The 15,487-nt window shown below is 35.4% G+C and carries 12 protein-coding genes, 1 other RNA gene and 1 pseudogene; 7 read left to right on the plus strand and 7 right to left on the minus strand.

Going from position 1 to position 15,487, the window contains the following annotated elements; all coding sequences use genetic code 11:
• Positions 1-488 precede the first annotated feature (488 nt).
• Entirely contained in the window at positions 489-1,895 is a 1,407-nt protein-coding gene (locus AKG34_RS10285; protein ID WP_053346000.1) for a branched-chain amino acid transporter BcaP, read from the plus strand.
• A gap of 645 nt (positions 1,896-2,540) precedes the next feature.
• Here the strand turns inward: AKG34_RS10285 and AKG34_RS10290 are convergent.
• A complete protein-coding gene (locus tag AKG34_RS10290) occupies positions 2,541-2,747 on the minus strand; it encodes a twin-arginine translocase TatA/TatE family subunit (protein ID WP_053346001.1) in 207 nt (68 codons plus the stop codon).
• A gap of 380 nt (positions 2,748-3,127) precedes the next feature.
• On the opposite strand from AKG34_RS10290, the gene ssrS reads away from it, so the two are divergent.
• From ssrS to AKG34_RS10305, 4 genes are all read left to right on the plus strand, one after another.
• Positions 3,128-3,318: non-coding RNA, 6S RNA (gene ssrS, locus AKG34_RS26805), on the plus strand.
• Between the two features lie 408 nt (positions 3,319-3,726).
• Positions 3,727-5,094, plus strand: a complete 1,368-nt coding sequence (locus AKG34_RS10295; protein WP_053346002.1) for an MFS transporter — start codon at positions 3,727-3,729, stop codon at positions 5,092-5,094.
• 535 nt (positions 5,095-5,629) lie between these two features.
• The gene (locus tag AKG34_RS10300) at positions 5,630-5,821 is read left to right on the plus strand and encodes a hypothetical protein (protein WP_053346003.1); all 192 of its coding nucleotides are present in this window, start codon (positions 5,630-5,632) and stop codon (positions 5,819-5,821) included.
• Positions 5,822-6,086: 265 nt separating this feature from the next.
• Positions 6,087-7,430: an MFS transporter gene (locus AKG34_RS10305; RefSeq protein ID WP_053346004.1), complete on the plus strand. Its 1,344-nt coding sequence runs from the start codon at positions 6,087-6,089 to the stop codon at positions 7,428-7,430.
• A 154-nt stretch (positions 7,431-7,584) separates the two neighbouring features.
• Here AKG34_RS10305 and AKG34_RS10310 read toward each other — a convergent pair whose 3' ends face one another.
• Positions 7,585-7,911, minus strand: coding sequence for a YnfA family protein (locus AKG34_RS10310; RefSeq protein WP_053346005.1), 327 nt, complete (start codon positions 7,909-7,911; stop codon positions 7,585-7,587).
• 841 nt (positions 7,912-8,752) lie between these two features.
• Here AKG34_RS10310 and AKG34_RS10315 point away from each other — a divergent pair.
• A complete protein-coding gene (locus tag AKG34_RS10315; protein WP_053346006.1) occupies positions 8,753-9,703 on the plus strand; it encodes a DMT family transporter in 951 nt (316 codons plus the stop codon).
• A 40-nt stretch (positions 9,704-9,743) separates the two neighbouring features.
• Here the strand turns inward: AKG34_RS10315 and AKG34_RS10320 are convergent, their stop codons facing one another.
• Both AKG34_RS10320 and AKG34_RS10325 read right to left on the minus strand, forming a co-directional pair.
• Positions 9,744-10,829, minus strand: a complete 1,086-nt coding sequence (locus tag AKG34_RS10320) for an MBL fold metallo-hydrolase (RefSeq protein ID WP_053346007.1) — start codon at positions 10,827-10,829, stop codon at positions 9,744-9,746.
• A 585-nt stretch (positions 10,830-11,414) separates the two neighbouring features.
• Positions 11,415-12,218, minus strand: a complete 804-nt coding sequence (locus tag AKG34_RS10325) for an alpha/beta fold hydrolase (protein ID WP_053346008.1) — start codon at positions 12,216-12,218, stop codon at positions 11,415-11,417.
• 157 nt (positions 12,219-12,375) lie between these two features.
• Here AKG34_RS10325 and AKG34_RS10330 point away from each other — a divergent pair, with 157 nt between their 5' ends.
• Positions 12,376-12,813 (plus strand): hypothetical protein, encoded by a 438-nt coding sequence (locus AKG34_RS10330; protein WP_053346009.1) that lies wholly within the window; start codon positions 12,376-12,378, stop codon positions 12,811-12,813.
• A gap of 66 nt (positions 12,814-12,879) precedes the next feature.
• On the opposite strand, the gene AKG34_RS28750 is transcribed toward AKG34_RS10330, so the two are convergent.
• The 3 genes and pseudogenes from AKG34_RS28750 to AKG34_RS10340 all read right to left on the minus strand — a co-directional run.
• Positions 12,880-13,242: alpha/beta fold hydrolase (locus AKG34_RS28750; protein ID WP_236694920.1), on the minus strand; the 363-nt coding region annotated here is incomplete at its 5' end.
• A gap of 1 nt (position 13,243) precedes the next feature.
• Positions 13,244-13,641: pseudogene (locus tag AKG34_RS28755) on the minus strand (alpha/beta fold hydrolase); the annotation flags it as partial.
• 1,041 nt (positions 13,642-14,682) lie between these two features.
• The gene (locus AKG34_RS10340; protein WP_236694922.1) at positions 14,683-15,471 is read right to left on the minus strand and encodes an alpha/beta fold hydrolase; all 789 of its coding nucleotides are present in this window, start codon (positions 15,469-15,471) and stop codon (positions 14,683-14,685) included.
• Between the last annotated feature and the right edge of the window lie 16 nt (positions 15,472-15,487).

Here is a 15,487-nt window from a genome sequence, read left to right on the forward strand (position 1 = left end):
AGAGATGTACATCAATTTCGTCAAACCATTAGTTCTTGAATGGCTAGAATAATTATGGTGTATTATTCCATAATAATAAGAGTAGGGAACATAAATTGGAGTCTCAATCTAAAATTTGGATATATTAGGAAATAGAATCAAATGAAGATCTAAAAGGGTAAGTAGGTATCCCAGCTCAGGATTTGTCAAATCCATTCATGTAAGATTATAAAATTTGGATATTTATTTTAACGTTCTATATGTAAATGCGCCTAAACATTCGATAGAGAATTATGTCGAAAAATCACTAGAGATATTCAGCGAATTTTCAAAATAGAAATTCTACTATAATAAAACCATTGACGTATAAGGGTTTAATACGTATAATTTGAAAGTCAGATAATTCAGGAATTGTTGAATTTTGTCGAAAATTCTCTAATAAAAAAAGTAAGTGAATTCATTTATTTGTTATTTTCTGAATAGTTTTTTAAATTTGTGGAGGAGAAAACATGAGTATTTTTAGAAAGAAGTCTATTGAGGACTTATTGAAAAACGCTGGTTCCAACAGTAAGGGGTTGAAAAGGGAACTAGGTGCTTGGGATTTAACGATGCTTGGAATTGGAGCAATAATTGGAACTGGTATTTTTGTATTAACGGGAACTGGAGCAGTTAATGCTGGTCCGGCGCTTTCGTTATCGTTCGTCATTGCCGGCCTTGCTTGTTTATTCGCAGCACTTTCATATGCTGAATTTGCATCATCCGTGCCGGTATCTGGTTCAACTTACACTTATGCGTATGCAACACTAGGTGAATTTGCTGCCTGGATTATAGGGTGGGATTTAATCCTTGAATACTTATTGGCAGTTAGTGCCGTATCGGCCGGCTGGTCTGGTTATTTCCAATCGTTTTTAGGTGGATTCGGGATTAACTTCCCGGAGAAACTCACGGCAGCACCTGGTTCAATTGAGGGTGTTACAACTTACATGAACTTGCCAGCCTTTTTAATAGTTATGGCTATTACTTTATTGATTTCTAGAGGTACGAAACAAACTACAAGGATCAACAACATTATGGTTGTTATTAAAGTGATCGTTGTTTTGTTGTTTATCGTCTCTTCTATTTACTATGTGAAACCTGAAAACTGGCAGCCATTCATGCCATTCGGAATCAGTGGAGTATTTTCTACAGCCGCTTTAATGTTCTTTGCATTTATCGGCTTTGATGCAGTAGCATCTGCTGCTGAGGAAACAAGAGATCCAGGAAAGAATTTACCACGAGGAATTATCGGTTCATTGATTATTTGTGTTGTACTTTATATGATTGTTAGTTTAATTATGACAGGTGTGGTACCGTATGCACAGTTCGCAACGGCACTAGATCACCCGATTTCTTTAGTACTACAAAGCGCAGGCCAGAATTGGATTGCAGGAATTATTGACCTTGGAGCCTTTATTGGAATGACAACGGTCATCTTGGTAATGTTATATGGACAAACTCGTATCATGTTTGCGATGTCACGTGATGGATTGATGCCAAAATCTTTATCAAAACTTCATAAGAAATATAATACGCCTTATGCGGCATCATGGATGTTTGGTATAATTGCCGCCTTACTAGGAGCCTTTGTACCACTTGGTGAATTGGCTGAATTAGTTAATATTGGAACATTAACAGCGTTTACGATGATTTCGGTAGCGGTAATCGTTTTACGTAAAACAAGACCAGATATGAAACGTGCATTCTATTGTCCGGCCGTACCGCTTGTGCCAGGTTTAGCCATCGTTTTTTGTGTATTCCTTATGTTACAACTAGGTAGCCATACATGGATACGCTTCTTAATTTGGATGGCTATTGGTATCGTGATTTACTTTGTTTATTCTCGAAAACATTCCAACCTTAATCAGCAGGAAAAATAATAATTTTAAAAAACACTCATCGGAGTGTTTTTTTGTTTAACTCTAAATTAAAGGTGGATAAAGTCAAAGTAGTTTAAGACTAATATTCAGTGTTATGGTTGAAATAAAAGAGGCAAGTATATATTGAAGCTTGAACAACAATGATTAAGCTATTTTAAATGGAGTTGAAGTTAATCAGAAATAACAAAATGTTGGATTTTAAAAGTAAATAGGAGAGAGGTCGTCTAAAAGATGATGCAAAAAGGAGTGTAGTATTTTTACAAGAAGGCTAATACCTATTTTTTGCCAGCAAAGAATATAGATATTAAATTTTATATTTGACAAGTTTCCTCGGTAGAATATTTAATTGTAAAACATCAACACGGGTTACTAGGATAAAATTACATGGTTTTATTAATTTATACCCAATTACAGAAAAGAAGCGGTTTTACACTAACATCTTACAACAATGAAATTTCTTTAAGAAGTTTCAAAAATTCTCTTGAAATAATAAAGGATAAATGTTATATTAATAAAGCGATGAGCTAATTTGTGTAAGTCGAAGAACATGCTTTTTAAGCTAAACGTCGGGATGTGGCCTGACGGTTCCCGCCTCAAACGCATCAAATACGCCTGCTGCGTGCAGGCGTATTTTTCATTGTTTTTTTATTTTACCGATTCTTTTCTCGCAGCTTGAACGTCTTCTTTAAATTCCTCTTGAATTTCATCTGTTATTCCCTTTGTTGCATCCTTAAACTCTCGAAGCGATGTACCTACAGCGCGTCCGATTTGAGGAAGTTTTTTCGGCCCAAAGACAATTAATGCTAAAAGAAAGATTAGAATTAAACCAGGAAAACCAATGTTTGAAAGCATAGCTAGTCACTCCTATCAAATCTGATATCTAATATTATAGACCCCTGACGAGCATTTGCAAATGTAAATTACTATTAATTGTAAGAGTCTGTATCTAAATAGGGGAAAATAGTACCTTAAAAACCTTTAGATTCTACCTCCTATATCTTATAAATCATATAAAATTCTATAGATCTTTCTTCATTATAATGTTTGTTACATAACATATTATACTTTTTTGAAAAAATTAATGTCTTTACATAGTTAGTCTTTAATGGAAGAATTACAGAACCCACTATTAGAGTCTCATTTCAATCAATAACTAACGAAATACAAAAAAAAATTTGTTACTTGGGAATTATTAGTCTTGCAAGAGAGAATGAATTTATGTATTATAACTATACAAGCTGCGTTGTTCGTAATGATAATTAAGTTTTAACCTTTAAGCTGTAATAGGGAGTTTTACATCGAAACAGGAATGTTATGCCTCGTCACTGACTTGGACAACAGGATTGGCAANTCTGCAAACACCCACTTTGAGGAGTGGTGGTTTAAAACTTTCTTACGTGAATACGGCAATGGCGGCTCTATCTTTAGAATTAGAAACCAGTTCCGATCAGGGACTGGTTTTTTTCTGTTTTTTTCATCCTGTTGAGCTATTGAATAACATATCTATAATAAATAGTTGTTGTATTATAGTGTGAAAAAAATTTTTAATACAGGTAACTTGGAAACGATTTCAAACGAAATCATCTTAATTCTCCATTACACTCATGAATTCTTTATTTTTCAAGATGGCTTATGCTTTGGTGTTTTGATGTTTATGACTAATTTGTGAAAATTTTTATTGAAATATCAGATAATTGCCTATTATAATAACAATTAGATAACTCGGTTCACTATTTGTATAAAGTTAGTGAAGAGTTATCCTTTTTAATTAGAAATTCCGTAAGCGCTATCATGTGGATTTTTGGTAGTCACCTAGAGAGGGGAAATTTTTATGGCTAGTATTAACACGACAGAGGTAATTAGTAACAGTAAATTTAACCGCTTTCATTTCGGTTTGTTGGCATGGTGTTTCATTATCATCCTTTTTGATGGGTACGACCTTGTCGTTTATGGAACGGTTGTCCCAGTGTTAACAGAGGAGTGGAATCTAACTTCAGTGGAAGCGGGAGCAATGGGTAGCTATGGTCTATTCGGTATGATGTTCGGTGCCATCTTTTTTGGGACATTAGCGGATCGGATTGGAAGAAAAAACGTCATTGCCATTTCATTGATTTTATTTAGTTTATTTACATTGCTATGTGGATTTGCGAGTACACCTACCATATTTTCTACTTTTCGATTTTTAGCGGGGTTAGGACTGGGAGGCATCATGCCGAACGTCATCGCTTTATTGACGGATTACGCACCGAAAACAATGAGAAGCATGGTCGTTTCGATTGTATTATGCGGCTATTCATTCGGGGGGATGCTTGCACCGATACTAGGTATCCTACTTATGCCTTCATTAGGCTGGGAGTCCATATTCTGGTTTGCCGGCATACCTTTACTATTTCTACCAATCATGATGAAACATTTACCAGAAACCTCCACACATCTCATTAGAATTAATAGAAAAGAGGAATTAATCAGAGTATTATCCAAAGTCAGTCCTGATAGCAATTTCACCATACATGACGAAATTGTAGAAGTGAAAAAATCAGATGAGAAACTGCCGATTGTCGGATTGTTTAAAAATTCCCGCGCTTTAAGTACTTTGATGTTCTGGGTTGCCTTTTTCATGTGTCTATTGATGGTATATGGGTTGAATACATGGCTACCAAAGCTAATGATTGAAGCGGGGTATGCTTTGAATTCAAGTCTAGGTTTCTTAATCGTTCTTCAAGGTGGAGCTATCGTAGGTACTCTTATCATAGCTAAGCTTTGTGATCGATATGGTTCTAAAAAAATGCTTGTACCGTTGTATGCACTAGGTGCAATTAGTTTGACACTGTTAGGAATGGGTGGAAGTTCCTTCATGATTTACACATTAGTTGCGATTGCAGGTGCCTGTACGATTGGCGCCCAAAATCTTGTACAAGCCTATGTTTCCCAGTACTATCCACCAAATATTAGATCGACTGCACTTGGGATGGCATCTGGAATAGGAAGGATTGGTGGTATGCTCGGACCCATCCTTGGTGGATTCCTATTATCAATCTCACTACCAATTCAATTGAATTTTATTGCTTTTGCTATTCCTGGTCTTATTGCCGCGATTGCTTTATCCTTTGTTCCAGTGAAGATGGCTTATTATAAAAATAATCAACCAGAACAAAGTGAAGAAATAATGGTAGACTCCAATAAAATGAATATACTGTAAGAATAAACATGAAAATGGCAGCGTAGGAGATATCTACGCTGCCATTTTCATGTTTATTTTATGTTAGGAGAGCTTGTATAGTTACTTCTGATTAAATTTCTTTCTTATTCTTATAATTAGTTTCATCGCAGATCTGCTCAAAGGACACAATGTTCTAAATAACGAAGGGTGCTGCCTGGATAGAGTGAAATCATTACAAAAATGACATTCAATAGATGACTGATGCAAACTATATTGTAAACCCCATTATCTATAAATTCCTTAAATGACATTTAATTATTATTAGGAGTGGAAAATGTATATTTGTCAATGATAGGTTGTAAAAATAAATGATCTCATAAATAATGTGGTCTAAGTTTTAGAGCAATAATAAAATTTCTATGAAAAATTGCTTAATTGTTCATATTTCGCAATATGATTTACTCCATTATTTAAAGGATAAATGTTAAAATGAAAGAACGGATAATAAAAATTCCTCCTTGAAGTGGAGCGAACTAGAATAATTAATCTCATCTTTTGAGAGGGAGTCATTACTTTGAAAAAAATTCTAAAACATTTAATTTTTTGGTTATCTATAATAGGAACATTATTCTCAATGATATATTTCTTTGTAGCGGATATTCCGTTATATATTAAATTGTTAGGCGCAGCCATTATCCTTTATCTTGGTTATGATCTTATAACAGAATCTAAAAAAAGAAAGAAAAAAGAAGCATTAGATGCCTAAATTCTTTATTTTCAAAAAAGTCCTCTTTTGACTAGAGGGCTTTTTTTTGCCTTTTTTTCATAAAAAGTTTTTCCTAGCTATGAACCTTAATGAACTTTGATAATTGACAATATTCTAAAAATTAAGTTAATATATAGTGAACTTAGTTCTATATAAGTGTAATTTAAGTCTTTATTGTTATTTTTTAATTTGGTGGTAAGCTGGTTTTAAAAAACTTAGAACGTTCCTTTAGACAATAAAGGAAAAGAAGAAAGAGGCGAAGGAAATGCGCACAATCCGTGTATCTGAAATGATTGATGAACAAAAATTTAACCGCTTTCATTTACAGATTTTATTAAGTTGTATCTTTATCATTATCTGTGATGGATATGATATGTTCATGCTTGGAACAATCCTACCATCTTTGATGACTGAGTGGAAAATCACTGCTGTAGAAGCAGGATTATTTAGCAGCTATGCTTTGTTTGGAATGATGATAGGCGCGTTAGTCTTTGGACCAATAGCTGATAAATTTGGAAGAAAGAAAGTCATCTTAATTTGTACGGTCATTTTTTCTATATTTACTTTTACTTCAGGGTTTGCAGATACGCCAACTACTTTTGGAATACAACGTTTTATTGCAGGTTTAGGATTGGGGGGAGTCATGCCTAATCTAATAGCAATTATTACTGAATATGCTCCGAAAAAACTTCGTAGCACACTGGTTGCTATTATGTTCAGTGGACATGCTTTAGGTGGTGTTGTTGCATCATTAGGTGCGATGTATCTGATTCCGAACTTTGGATGGCGCGCAGTTGTATGGCTTGGTGCTCTTCCACTGATCTTTATGCCGATTCTCTATAAAATGTTACCAGAATCATTGAATTATTTTATATTAAAAAACCAAAAAAGCCAATTGGCGGACGTACTGAATCAAGTAGATGTAACCGGGAAATACACTGCGAATGATCATTATGTTCTTCATGAGAAAAGTAAAAATGATTCTACTGGTTTCCCGGTGAAACAATTATTCAAAAAAGGTCGGACAGTTAGTACAATCATGTTCTGGGTCGCCTTTTTCATGTGCCTGTTTGTGATGTACGGATTGAGTACATGGCTTCCAAAAATTATGGGAGGGGCAGGATATGAATTAGGATCCAGCTTAACATTCCTAGTGACACTTAACCTCGGCGCCGTATTTGGGGCAATTGTCGGAGGAAAGCTTGCTGATCGATTTGGATCTAAAGTGGTTCTGGTTTCCTTCTTAGTCATAGGGTTTGCAGCACTTACGATGCTGAGCTTTAAACCAAGCATGATCATGCTCTATGTGTTGATTGCCATTGCGGGAGGAACTACAACTGGTACACAAATCGTAACGAACGCTTATGTATCACAGTTTTATCCTAACGAAATCCGTTCAACGGGAGTAGGCTGGGCATTAGGTGTAGGAAGAATAGGTGGAATTATCGCTCCTACTTTCTGCGGGGTCTTGCTTGATATGAAATTGTCATTGCAGATTAATTTCTTAGCATTTGCCATTCCATGCATTATCGCGGCAGTTGCGATTTGGATTATACAGGAAAAATCCAGCAATATGGCTGTTAGTAGTAAGGAAAAGAAATTGGTTTAGAAAAACATTCATTCCAAGGTTATCTGAAGATATGTAACACCTAAATAATGATCCCGTGAGGACGTGAGATTTTATATTGCGTACGCTTATGATCGAAAAATATTTAATCAATCGGCTGCTTTGAGTAAGTAAAGGGCTTTAAAGCCCTTTACTTCTAATGTCTCGGCGCCCAAATGATGACAGACACCCCAATTAAACAGATTGCAGCCCCAATCCAATCATATAAATCAGGCGTTTTCTTATCGATGCCCCATCCCCATAATACCGATAACACAATAAAAACACCGCCATATGCAGCATATACACGCCCGAAAGTTGGAAACGTTTGGAATGTTGCAATGATGCCATATAAAACTAAAACGATCCCTCCAATAAATCCTAAATAAATGGATTTTCCATCTCTTAACCAAAGCCAAATAAGATAACCCCCACCAATCTCAGCTAGACCGGCCAAAAGAAATATAATAGTGGTCACTAACATATGTAAACCTCACTTTCTCCTTGAAATTTTATCATAAGTGAAAATGGAAAATAATCATTATTTAGTAATATTTTAATAGTCGTTTCTATTACTTTGTGAATAAATAGTGATAATAACGAATCTCCATCTATTCTAACTTTGTTAAAGAAAATGAAGTCATGCTACATCTAGACTAGGAAATTCATTATTGGGTTTCTTCGAGATATTCAACCGTGTTTTCGGCAAATCGAAGCTTTTCAATATAATTAAAGGTATCACCACAAAGAGGTACGTTACCAAGTAAACTTTTTTTTGCTGAATACCTATTATTATCAAAATCCGCAGACCATATTTTCAACCGACCATTCACCCTAAAAGGGTTTTAATTTGTATCACACTAAAATAAATTAAATATCCTGATTTGCTTTGAAGAAATCAGATTGTATTACAAACATCGGAATTGGAACTGATCAAATATTTAGTACTCAGGTATTGTTTCAAGTTATGTATTATTTGTATAAGAACAGAAGAAGCAAATCCTTTACCTACGGATTAGCTTCTTCTGTTCTGTTTTTTTTAGGTATCTTAGTTTTAGTCATTCATATAATACTAAAACCATCCAAATATAATAAAAGCCAAAAGTTATATGGAGATATAACCAAGAGTAAAAACTTCGCTAATCGTAACAATTTTTGTCCTTCCTAAGAATAATAAGATTACTGAAGCTTAAAATAACCTGCAATATTTAAGGGGAGGATCGAGGGACCTGTATCCTTTACCTTTAAACTTGGGTTGCAATTCAGATACAAAGGGTACTATACCTAAAATGGATATATAGTAGTCTAGTTGAGGAGCTGCATCTATGAAATCCCAATCTTTTGCATATATGTTGGCCATATTTCATGCCAGTATTGTCGGCCTATCATTCTTATTCACGAAAATGGCAATTGCTGAATCAAATCCACTTGATACATTGGCGTTCCGATTCAGCGTTTCCTTCGCTATCATATCATTATTAGTTGCTTTTAAAGTCATTAAAGTAAATTACACGTGGGAGTCCGCAAAAAAACTGGTTCCGCTGTCATTATTATTTCCAACTCTTTTTTTTGCCTTTCAAGCTTTCGGACTTAAATACTCACAATCCACCGATGCTGGAATCTTATCAGCCGTTACCCCGATTATAACGGTGATGATAGCGGGATATTTCTTAAAGGAAAAAACGTCTTTATATCAGAAGCTTTCGATTGTCTTATCGGTAGTGGGTGTCATTTTTATTTTTGTATTGAAAGGGAGCTCAATCAATTTTTCCGACATGCTCGGAATGGTGTTAATCCTTCTATCCTGTATTGCTACCGCATGTTATACGACAATGACCCGTTCACTAGCCAAAGATTATACCCCAGGTGAAATGTCCTTTTTTATGATGGGAATAGGATTCGTCATTTTTAACATTGCCGCAATCAGTTCCCACATCAACCAAGGAACAATGCAGGAATTCTTTTCACCATGGTTGAGCATGGAATTCATCAGTTCCATTTTGTATTTAGGAATATTGGCCTCATTGGTCACTTCGTTGCTATCCAACAGCATTTTATCAATAATCAATGCGTCACAAATGAGTGTCTTTGCAAACCTTTCCACCGTTGTCACGATAGTGGCAGGAGCACTTATTCTAAATGAAAAGATTACAACCTACGATATAATCGGGTCGGTCCTTATCATTTTAGGTGTAATCGGAACAAATTATTTTGGGGGAAAGAAAGATCATACTATAAAAATGAATCTTTATTATAATAAGAAGGAACACAGTTAAATAAATAAAATCAGTCTATCCAAATTAGGATAGACTGATTTTATTTCCACCATATTGTTTGAGGAAACTCTTTTACTCCAATAAATACTGGTTCGCCTATTTGCGGTGTAGAAACCTGAACGGAATGTTCTTTGGCCGCATTAGTTACCCTTTCAATTGGGTCTGTCCAGTCATGAAATGACAATGTGAACCCTGCCCAATGAATCGGAATCATTAGCTTTCCTTGCACATCGATGTTTGCTTGAACTGTTTCTTCAGGCGTCATATGGATGGTGGACCAGCGCTCATCATATTGGCCACATTCCATTAATGTAAGATCAAATGGACCGAATTTTTCTCCAATTTCTTTAAAATGAGAACCATACCCACTGTCCCCGCTAAAAAATATCTTGTTTTGTTTTCCATTAATTACCCAGGAGCACCACAGAGTTGTATTGCCATCGCGTAAACTTCTTCCGGAAAAATGTCTCGCAGGCGTGCAAACCAAATGCAGGCCGTTGTAATTAACTTCATCCCACCAATTATGCTCCTGAATCTTTTCTTTTTTAACGCCCCATCTTTCAAGATGGCCCCCAACCCCCAGTGGAACAATGAACTGACCGACCTTATCTTTTAACTTCTTTATAGAGTAATAATCTAAATGATCATAGTGGTCATGTGATAGTAGAATCGCATCGATTGGAGGAAGCCTTTCCAAATCTATAGGCAAGTCCCTGCTAAAACGCTTATTTCCAAACAGCGGAAAGGGAGTGGGGGCTTTACCAAACATTGGATCCACTAATAAGGTTTTTCCATCCATCTCCAACATGAAGGCAGAATGTCCAAACCAGGTGATTTTATTGAAATCACCTATCATATGTTCTTTAGTTTCAATCAGAATAGGATTGTCGGGCCGCCTATTGGGATTTCCTTTTATATAATCCCGTAGTATCGAACCTGTATGTTTGAGGCTCATCGCCTGACTTGCAGGAATCTGGTTGATGAACTTCCCATCAACAAAATTCTCCTTTGTGCTGAAACTTTTTATTTTTTCTTTAGTCGCTCGTCTCCCTAGAGGAGGATAAAGGTACAAAAAAAGTATCCCTGAAATAAAAATGAAAGTTAAAAACTTTATAATTTTAAGCATATATACTTTCCTCCTAAATTTAATCAATATTTTCGTTCACTTATCATAACACAGAATTTGGAAGGTTATTTACTGTGATGTTCTAAAAACCCTTACATCTTATTTCTTAACTGACATGTTTATTGCATATTACTAAACTGAATATAATTAATAATCAGAAGGAGTGAAGGATATGTTTGATTTTAGCCCATATATAAAATGTTTGGGTTAGGTTTGAAAATAAAATAATTCCATTAAAATAAACTTCAATCAACTATCTTAATTCAAAAAAACAGCAAGGAATTCAGAAGAATCCCTTGCTGTTTTTTACATCTTACTTTTTATTTCATCATTGGTTGGCATGTCGTCCATACATTTTATTGGATCCAATTTCTTTTTCTCTTTAAATCTAAGGATGACAGCATCGTAGAAAAGTAAAAGCGCTTGCTCAACAAGAGAGCCCATTAGATGGATTGGTTTATAATCGCCTTCTTACTGACCTTTTGGTGAGTCAGGTAATTTTATTGCGATATCCGCTAATTTCCTATGCTTGATCTGGAAGTATTGTAGCAGTTGTAATCGTCCCACAGATACTTTTTGCTGACTTTATAGATGAACTAGAAACTGTATAACTTTGTCATTTGCTTCCTCAGCTGCTTCTGTTATGTAAATGTGGCCAGCACAGGATACGGTGTGAAACTGAGAACCCTGAATACGTTCAGCTAACATTTTACCGTTTTCATATGGAACCAAATTATCTGCATCACCGTGTATAATCAATGTTGGTATGTTTATTTTATCAAGTTCATTGGATGTATCATGAGTTAGACAAGCTTGTAGTTGAGACAGATATGCGCTTGGCGGAGTAATGATTTCTATTCGCTTTTGGATATCTTCCTGAATTAATTCAGGGTGCTTCTCAATAAAAGCTTGACTATAAACTATTGGTGCCGCTAACCAGGCATTATCCCTTGGAGAACCTGTAAGGGAGGCTCGAGATACCATTAAAGTAGATATTTCTGGAGCAGGTTGAATATGAGTAGTACCACCCGCAGTGGTACAACCTAGAACAAGAGAACGAACACGTTCTGGATAAGTGATTGCCAGCCTTTGGGCAATCATTCCACCCATTGAAATCCCATATACATGTGCTGAGTCAATCGAAACAGCATCAAGGACCGCTCTTGCATCCTCAGCCATCATTTCAATAGAATATGGCTGTTCAGGCTTACTGCTCTTACCAACACCACGATTATCAAAAACGATTACTTTAAAGCGCTTAGCTAAAGTGGGCAACGTTCTATGCCAGGATAAAGAGTTATAGCCGAGCCCCATAATCAACAATAAAGGATCACCTTGTCCGTGAACCTCATAGTAAAGGCTTTCATTGTTATGATTTACGAATGGCATGAAAATACCTCTTTTCTGTAATTAATATGTTAATCATTATATATGATTCTATTATGTGATCGCACCAAATATTTCAAAAATTGCTAATTGACTAAAATCCTATACTACATTACGCTTAATCTGGACACCATAGGGGTTAGTAGATTAGGAGAATAGAATGCCAGGTATGGAAAATGAGACATATATTGAATATAAAAAGCTTGAAGAAGAGTGGAATAAACATATTAAACAGACGGCAAATTGCGAACGATTCGTATTGCTGGTAGAAGAGTTAGTAGGGTCACACCTAAACCAAGTCCAGGACCAAAGAGCCATTATTAAATATTGGTTGGACTTCATGAATTACATGAGTAAAGAAGAGATAGTCAATGTTGCTAAGCATTATATTATGAATGAAACTAAACTAGATCATTTAGATGACATAACATACAACATATCAAAAAAATGGAATGAAAAAGGTAACTTCACTTCCTTGAAAGAAGTATTGAATGAGATGAGTCTTGTACTTAAAGAAAGTCGTATGGAAATGATGAATAATGAAATCAATAATTTAAAGGATGAGCTAAAAGAGGTAAAGTTGCTCTTTGTAAAGTGACGCAAACTTGCCAGTTCCAAAGGAAACAATTAAAGAATGTAGAGGGAAGGATGAACTCCTTCCCATTTATCCAGCTTTTTCAGTCAGTCCGTTTTCATTTAAAAAGTGACGCAATGTATGATTGAATTTTTCCGTTACTTCAAGCTTTGCAATATGCCCTGATTTCTTAAGAATAACTAATTTAGAATTAGGGATAAGCTCGTGCATAAGGATCTGTATCCAAACTGGGATTATTGAATCATATTGACAACCAATAACAAGTGTAGGAACCTTTATTTCTGGCAACAAAGAGCGATTATCGACCTCAAGGCATGCTTCCATAGATTTTACATAACCTTCTTTGTTTGGTTTGTAAAACTTGTAGAACTCATCCATATTCTCCTGTTTCCAAGAGTATAAACAAGTTTTGGCAGCCATTATGCTCCTCGGNGCATGATAAAACGTACTGACTAGAATTAAGGATAGGCATCTCTCTGATGCTTGCCGATAAATTTCCTGTACTACAATACCCCCCATTGACATTCCACAAATGTGTGCACTTTCTATTTTTAATTCATCAAGTAAGGACAAAATATCCTTCGCGAAATTTTTAATCGTTATTCCGTCCATTCTTGGATTATTGCCATGTCCTCTTAAATCAGGAACAATCAGGTCATACTGATCTGCTAATTCAAACTGTTTCTCCCAACCTTCCTTTATTTCACCAAGTCCATGAATGAGAACTAAAGGTTCGCCATTGCCAGTACGCAAATAGGGCATTTCGTCTTCACTAACAGCTGTCGTTTTCACATTCAAAACCTCCTTAACTTGTTTTAATAGAGTTTCCATAATTACGGATGGTTAATCACTTGTAATTGAGTGTTTAATAATTGTTTCTATAATCTTTTGCCTTCATTCTGGTAAGAGTTTTTATATTGTGCAGTTGTACGGTCTCTCGCTCAAAATGTGTGGCATCTAAAAGAACTAAACCCTTTTCATAGCATGAAGAGGAATGGAGTCCTGCACTTTTTCCAGCATATTATTTCTAAGATTTCTTGACTAAACGGGAATAGGAAGCAACGGAGGATGTATATCAGAAACGTGATTGTTACATCGCAGCGAAAGTTAAGGTCATGTTTTAATCTTTTTATCAAGTCCTTGATAGTAGGGAGGCGCTCGACAATCCTTTCGAACAAAGAATATATCTTCCAGCATAGTTCAAATCTAAAATAACTATTTTGAAATGTAAGGCGAAATAATATCCAGTCTTAAAAAGTAGGACTCCTGAATACCCTAAAGCTTCTTTGTCTTATATTACGTGTTGGGAGTCACTACTGTTCTAAATGGACGTGAATTATAAATTCATTCAATTTACCTAAAGATATGCTGAATTGCCTTAAAGTCATAAAGTGATGATTAGGGTTATTTTAATAAGTTTAATAAAGGCAAAAATGTCAACGAATAAACGTTAAAGTACGACTTGTCTCTTAATGAACCGATGATTTTGTCCCCCGATGTTGTTCAAATAATTTTATTTCCCCTCAAAGCCGTGAAAAGAATGATATTCTTTGCACATATTCAGCTATTTAATTTCTAATCATGCAAAAAAACTCACTCAATTCGAATGAGTTTTTGATTATGTAAAATAACTTCCGTGCTCCTTCTGTAACTGTTTCAAAGGAACGGAACGGATTGGATGGGAAAATAAAATCTAAGCATTAACAATCAATGTAGTGATCAATGTTCAATAAAATAAAGAAGAAATGCTTCCATTGAAAAAGGAATCATTTCTTCGTTTCTGAGACTGAATTATTGGTGTTGACCTAGAATTAATAATATACTTTGATTCCAATGGGTAGATAAAAGGGAAGAAAGTACTCCTTCGACAAGTTATCCAGCTTTTTCAGTCAGTCCGTTTTCATTTAAAAAGTGACGCAATGTGTGATTGAATTTTTCCGTAACTTCAAGTTTTGCAATATGTCCTGATTTTTGGAAAATAACTAAATCAGAGTTAGGGATTTGTTCGTGCATAAGAATCTGTATCCAAACTGGGGTTATTGAATCATATTGACAGCCAATAACAAGTGTAGGAACTTTAATTTTCGGCAATAAAGAGCGATTATCGATTTCTAGGCATGCCTCCATAGATTTAACGTAAGCTTCTTTGTTTGGTTTATAAAACTTGAAGAACGCTTCCATGTTCTCCTGGTTCCAAGAGTATAAACAAGTTTTGGCAGCCATTAATTTTTGCTCCTCGGAAGACAATAAGAGTGCCCTTGCCTTTCGAACAGGGAAAAAGATTGTTCTAAACTGTGCTGGGGCATGATAAAACGTACTGACTAAAATTAAGGATAGGCATCTTTCTGGTGCTTGCCGATAAATTTCCTGTACTACAATACCCCCCATTGACATTCCACAAATATGAGCGCTTTCTATTTTTAATTCATCAAGTAAGGACAAAATATCCTTTGCAAAATTTTTAATCGTTATTCCGTCCATTCTTAGATTATCACCATGTCCTCTTAAATCAGGAACAATCAGGTCATACTGATCTGCTAATTCAAACTGTTTCCCCCAACCCTCCTTTATTTCACCAAGTCCATGAATGAGAATTAAAGATTCGCCATAACCAACACGTAAATAAGGCATTTCGTTTTTACTGACAGCTGTCTTTTTCACAATCAAAACCCCCTTA

It is taken from the genome of Peribacillus butanolivorans (assembly GCF_001273755.1).
Lineage (GTDB): Bacteria > Bacillota > Bacilli > Bacillales > DSM-1321 > Peribacillus > Peribacillus butanolivorans.

What these genes read in the sequence shown, in the direction of transcription:
- AKG34_RS10285 (WP_053346000.1), top strand. Translation starts at nt 489, where the DNA reads ATGAGTATTTTTAGAAAGAAGTCTATTGAGGACTTATTGAAAAACGCT.
- AKG34_RS10290 (WP_053346001.1), bottom strand. Translation starts at nt 2,747, where the DNA reads ATGCTTTCAAACATTGGTTTTCCTGGTTTAATTCTAATCTTTCTTTTA.
- AKG34_RS10295 (WP_053346002.1), top strand. Translation starts at nt 3,727, where the DNA reads ATGGCTAGTATTAACACGACAGAGGTAATTAGTAACAGTAAATTTAAC.
- AKG34_RS10305 (WP_053346004.1), top strand. Translation starts at nt 6,087, where the DNA reads ATGCGCACAATCCGTGTATCTGAAATGATTGATGAACAAAAATTTAAC.
- AKG34_RS10310 (WP_053346005.1), bottom strand. Translation starts at nt 7,911, where the DNA reads ATGTTAGTGACCACTATTATATTTCTTTTGGCCGGTCTAGCTGAGATT.
- AKG34_RS10315 (WP_053346006.1), top strand. Translation starts at nt 8,753, where the DNA reads ATGAAATCCCAATCTTTTGCATATATGTTGGCCATATTTCATGCCAGT.
- AKG34_RS10320 (WP_053346007.1), bottom strand. Translation starts at nt 10,829, where the DNA reads ATGCTTAAAATTATAAAGTTTTTAACTTTCATTTTTATTTCAGGGATA.
- AKG34_RS10325 (WP_053346008.1), bottom strand. Translation starts at nt 12,218, where the DNA reads ATGCCATTCGTAAATCATAACAATGAAAGCCTTTACTATGAGGTTCAC.
- AKG34_RS10330 (WP_053346009.1), top strand. Translation starts at nt 12,376, where the DNA reads ATGCCAGGTATGGAAAATGAGACATATATTGAATATAAAAAGCTTGAA.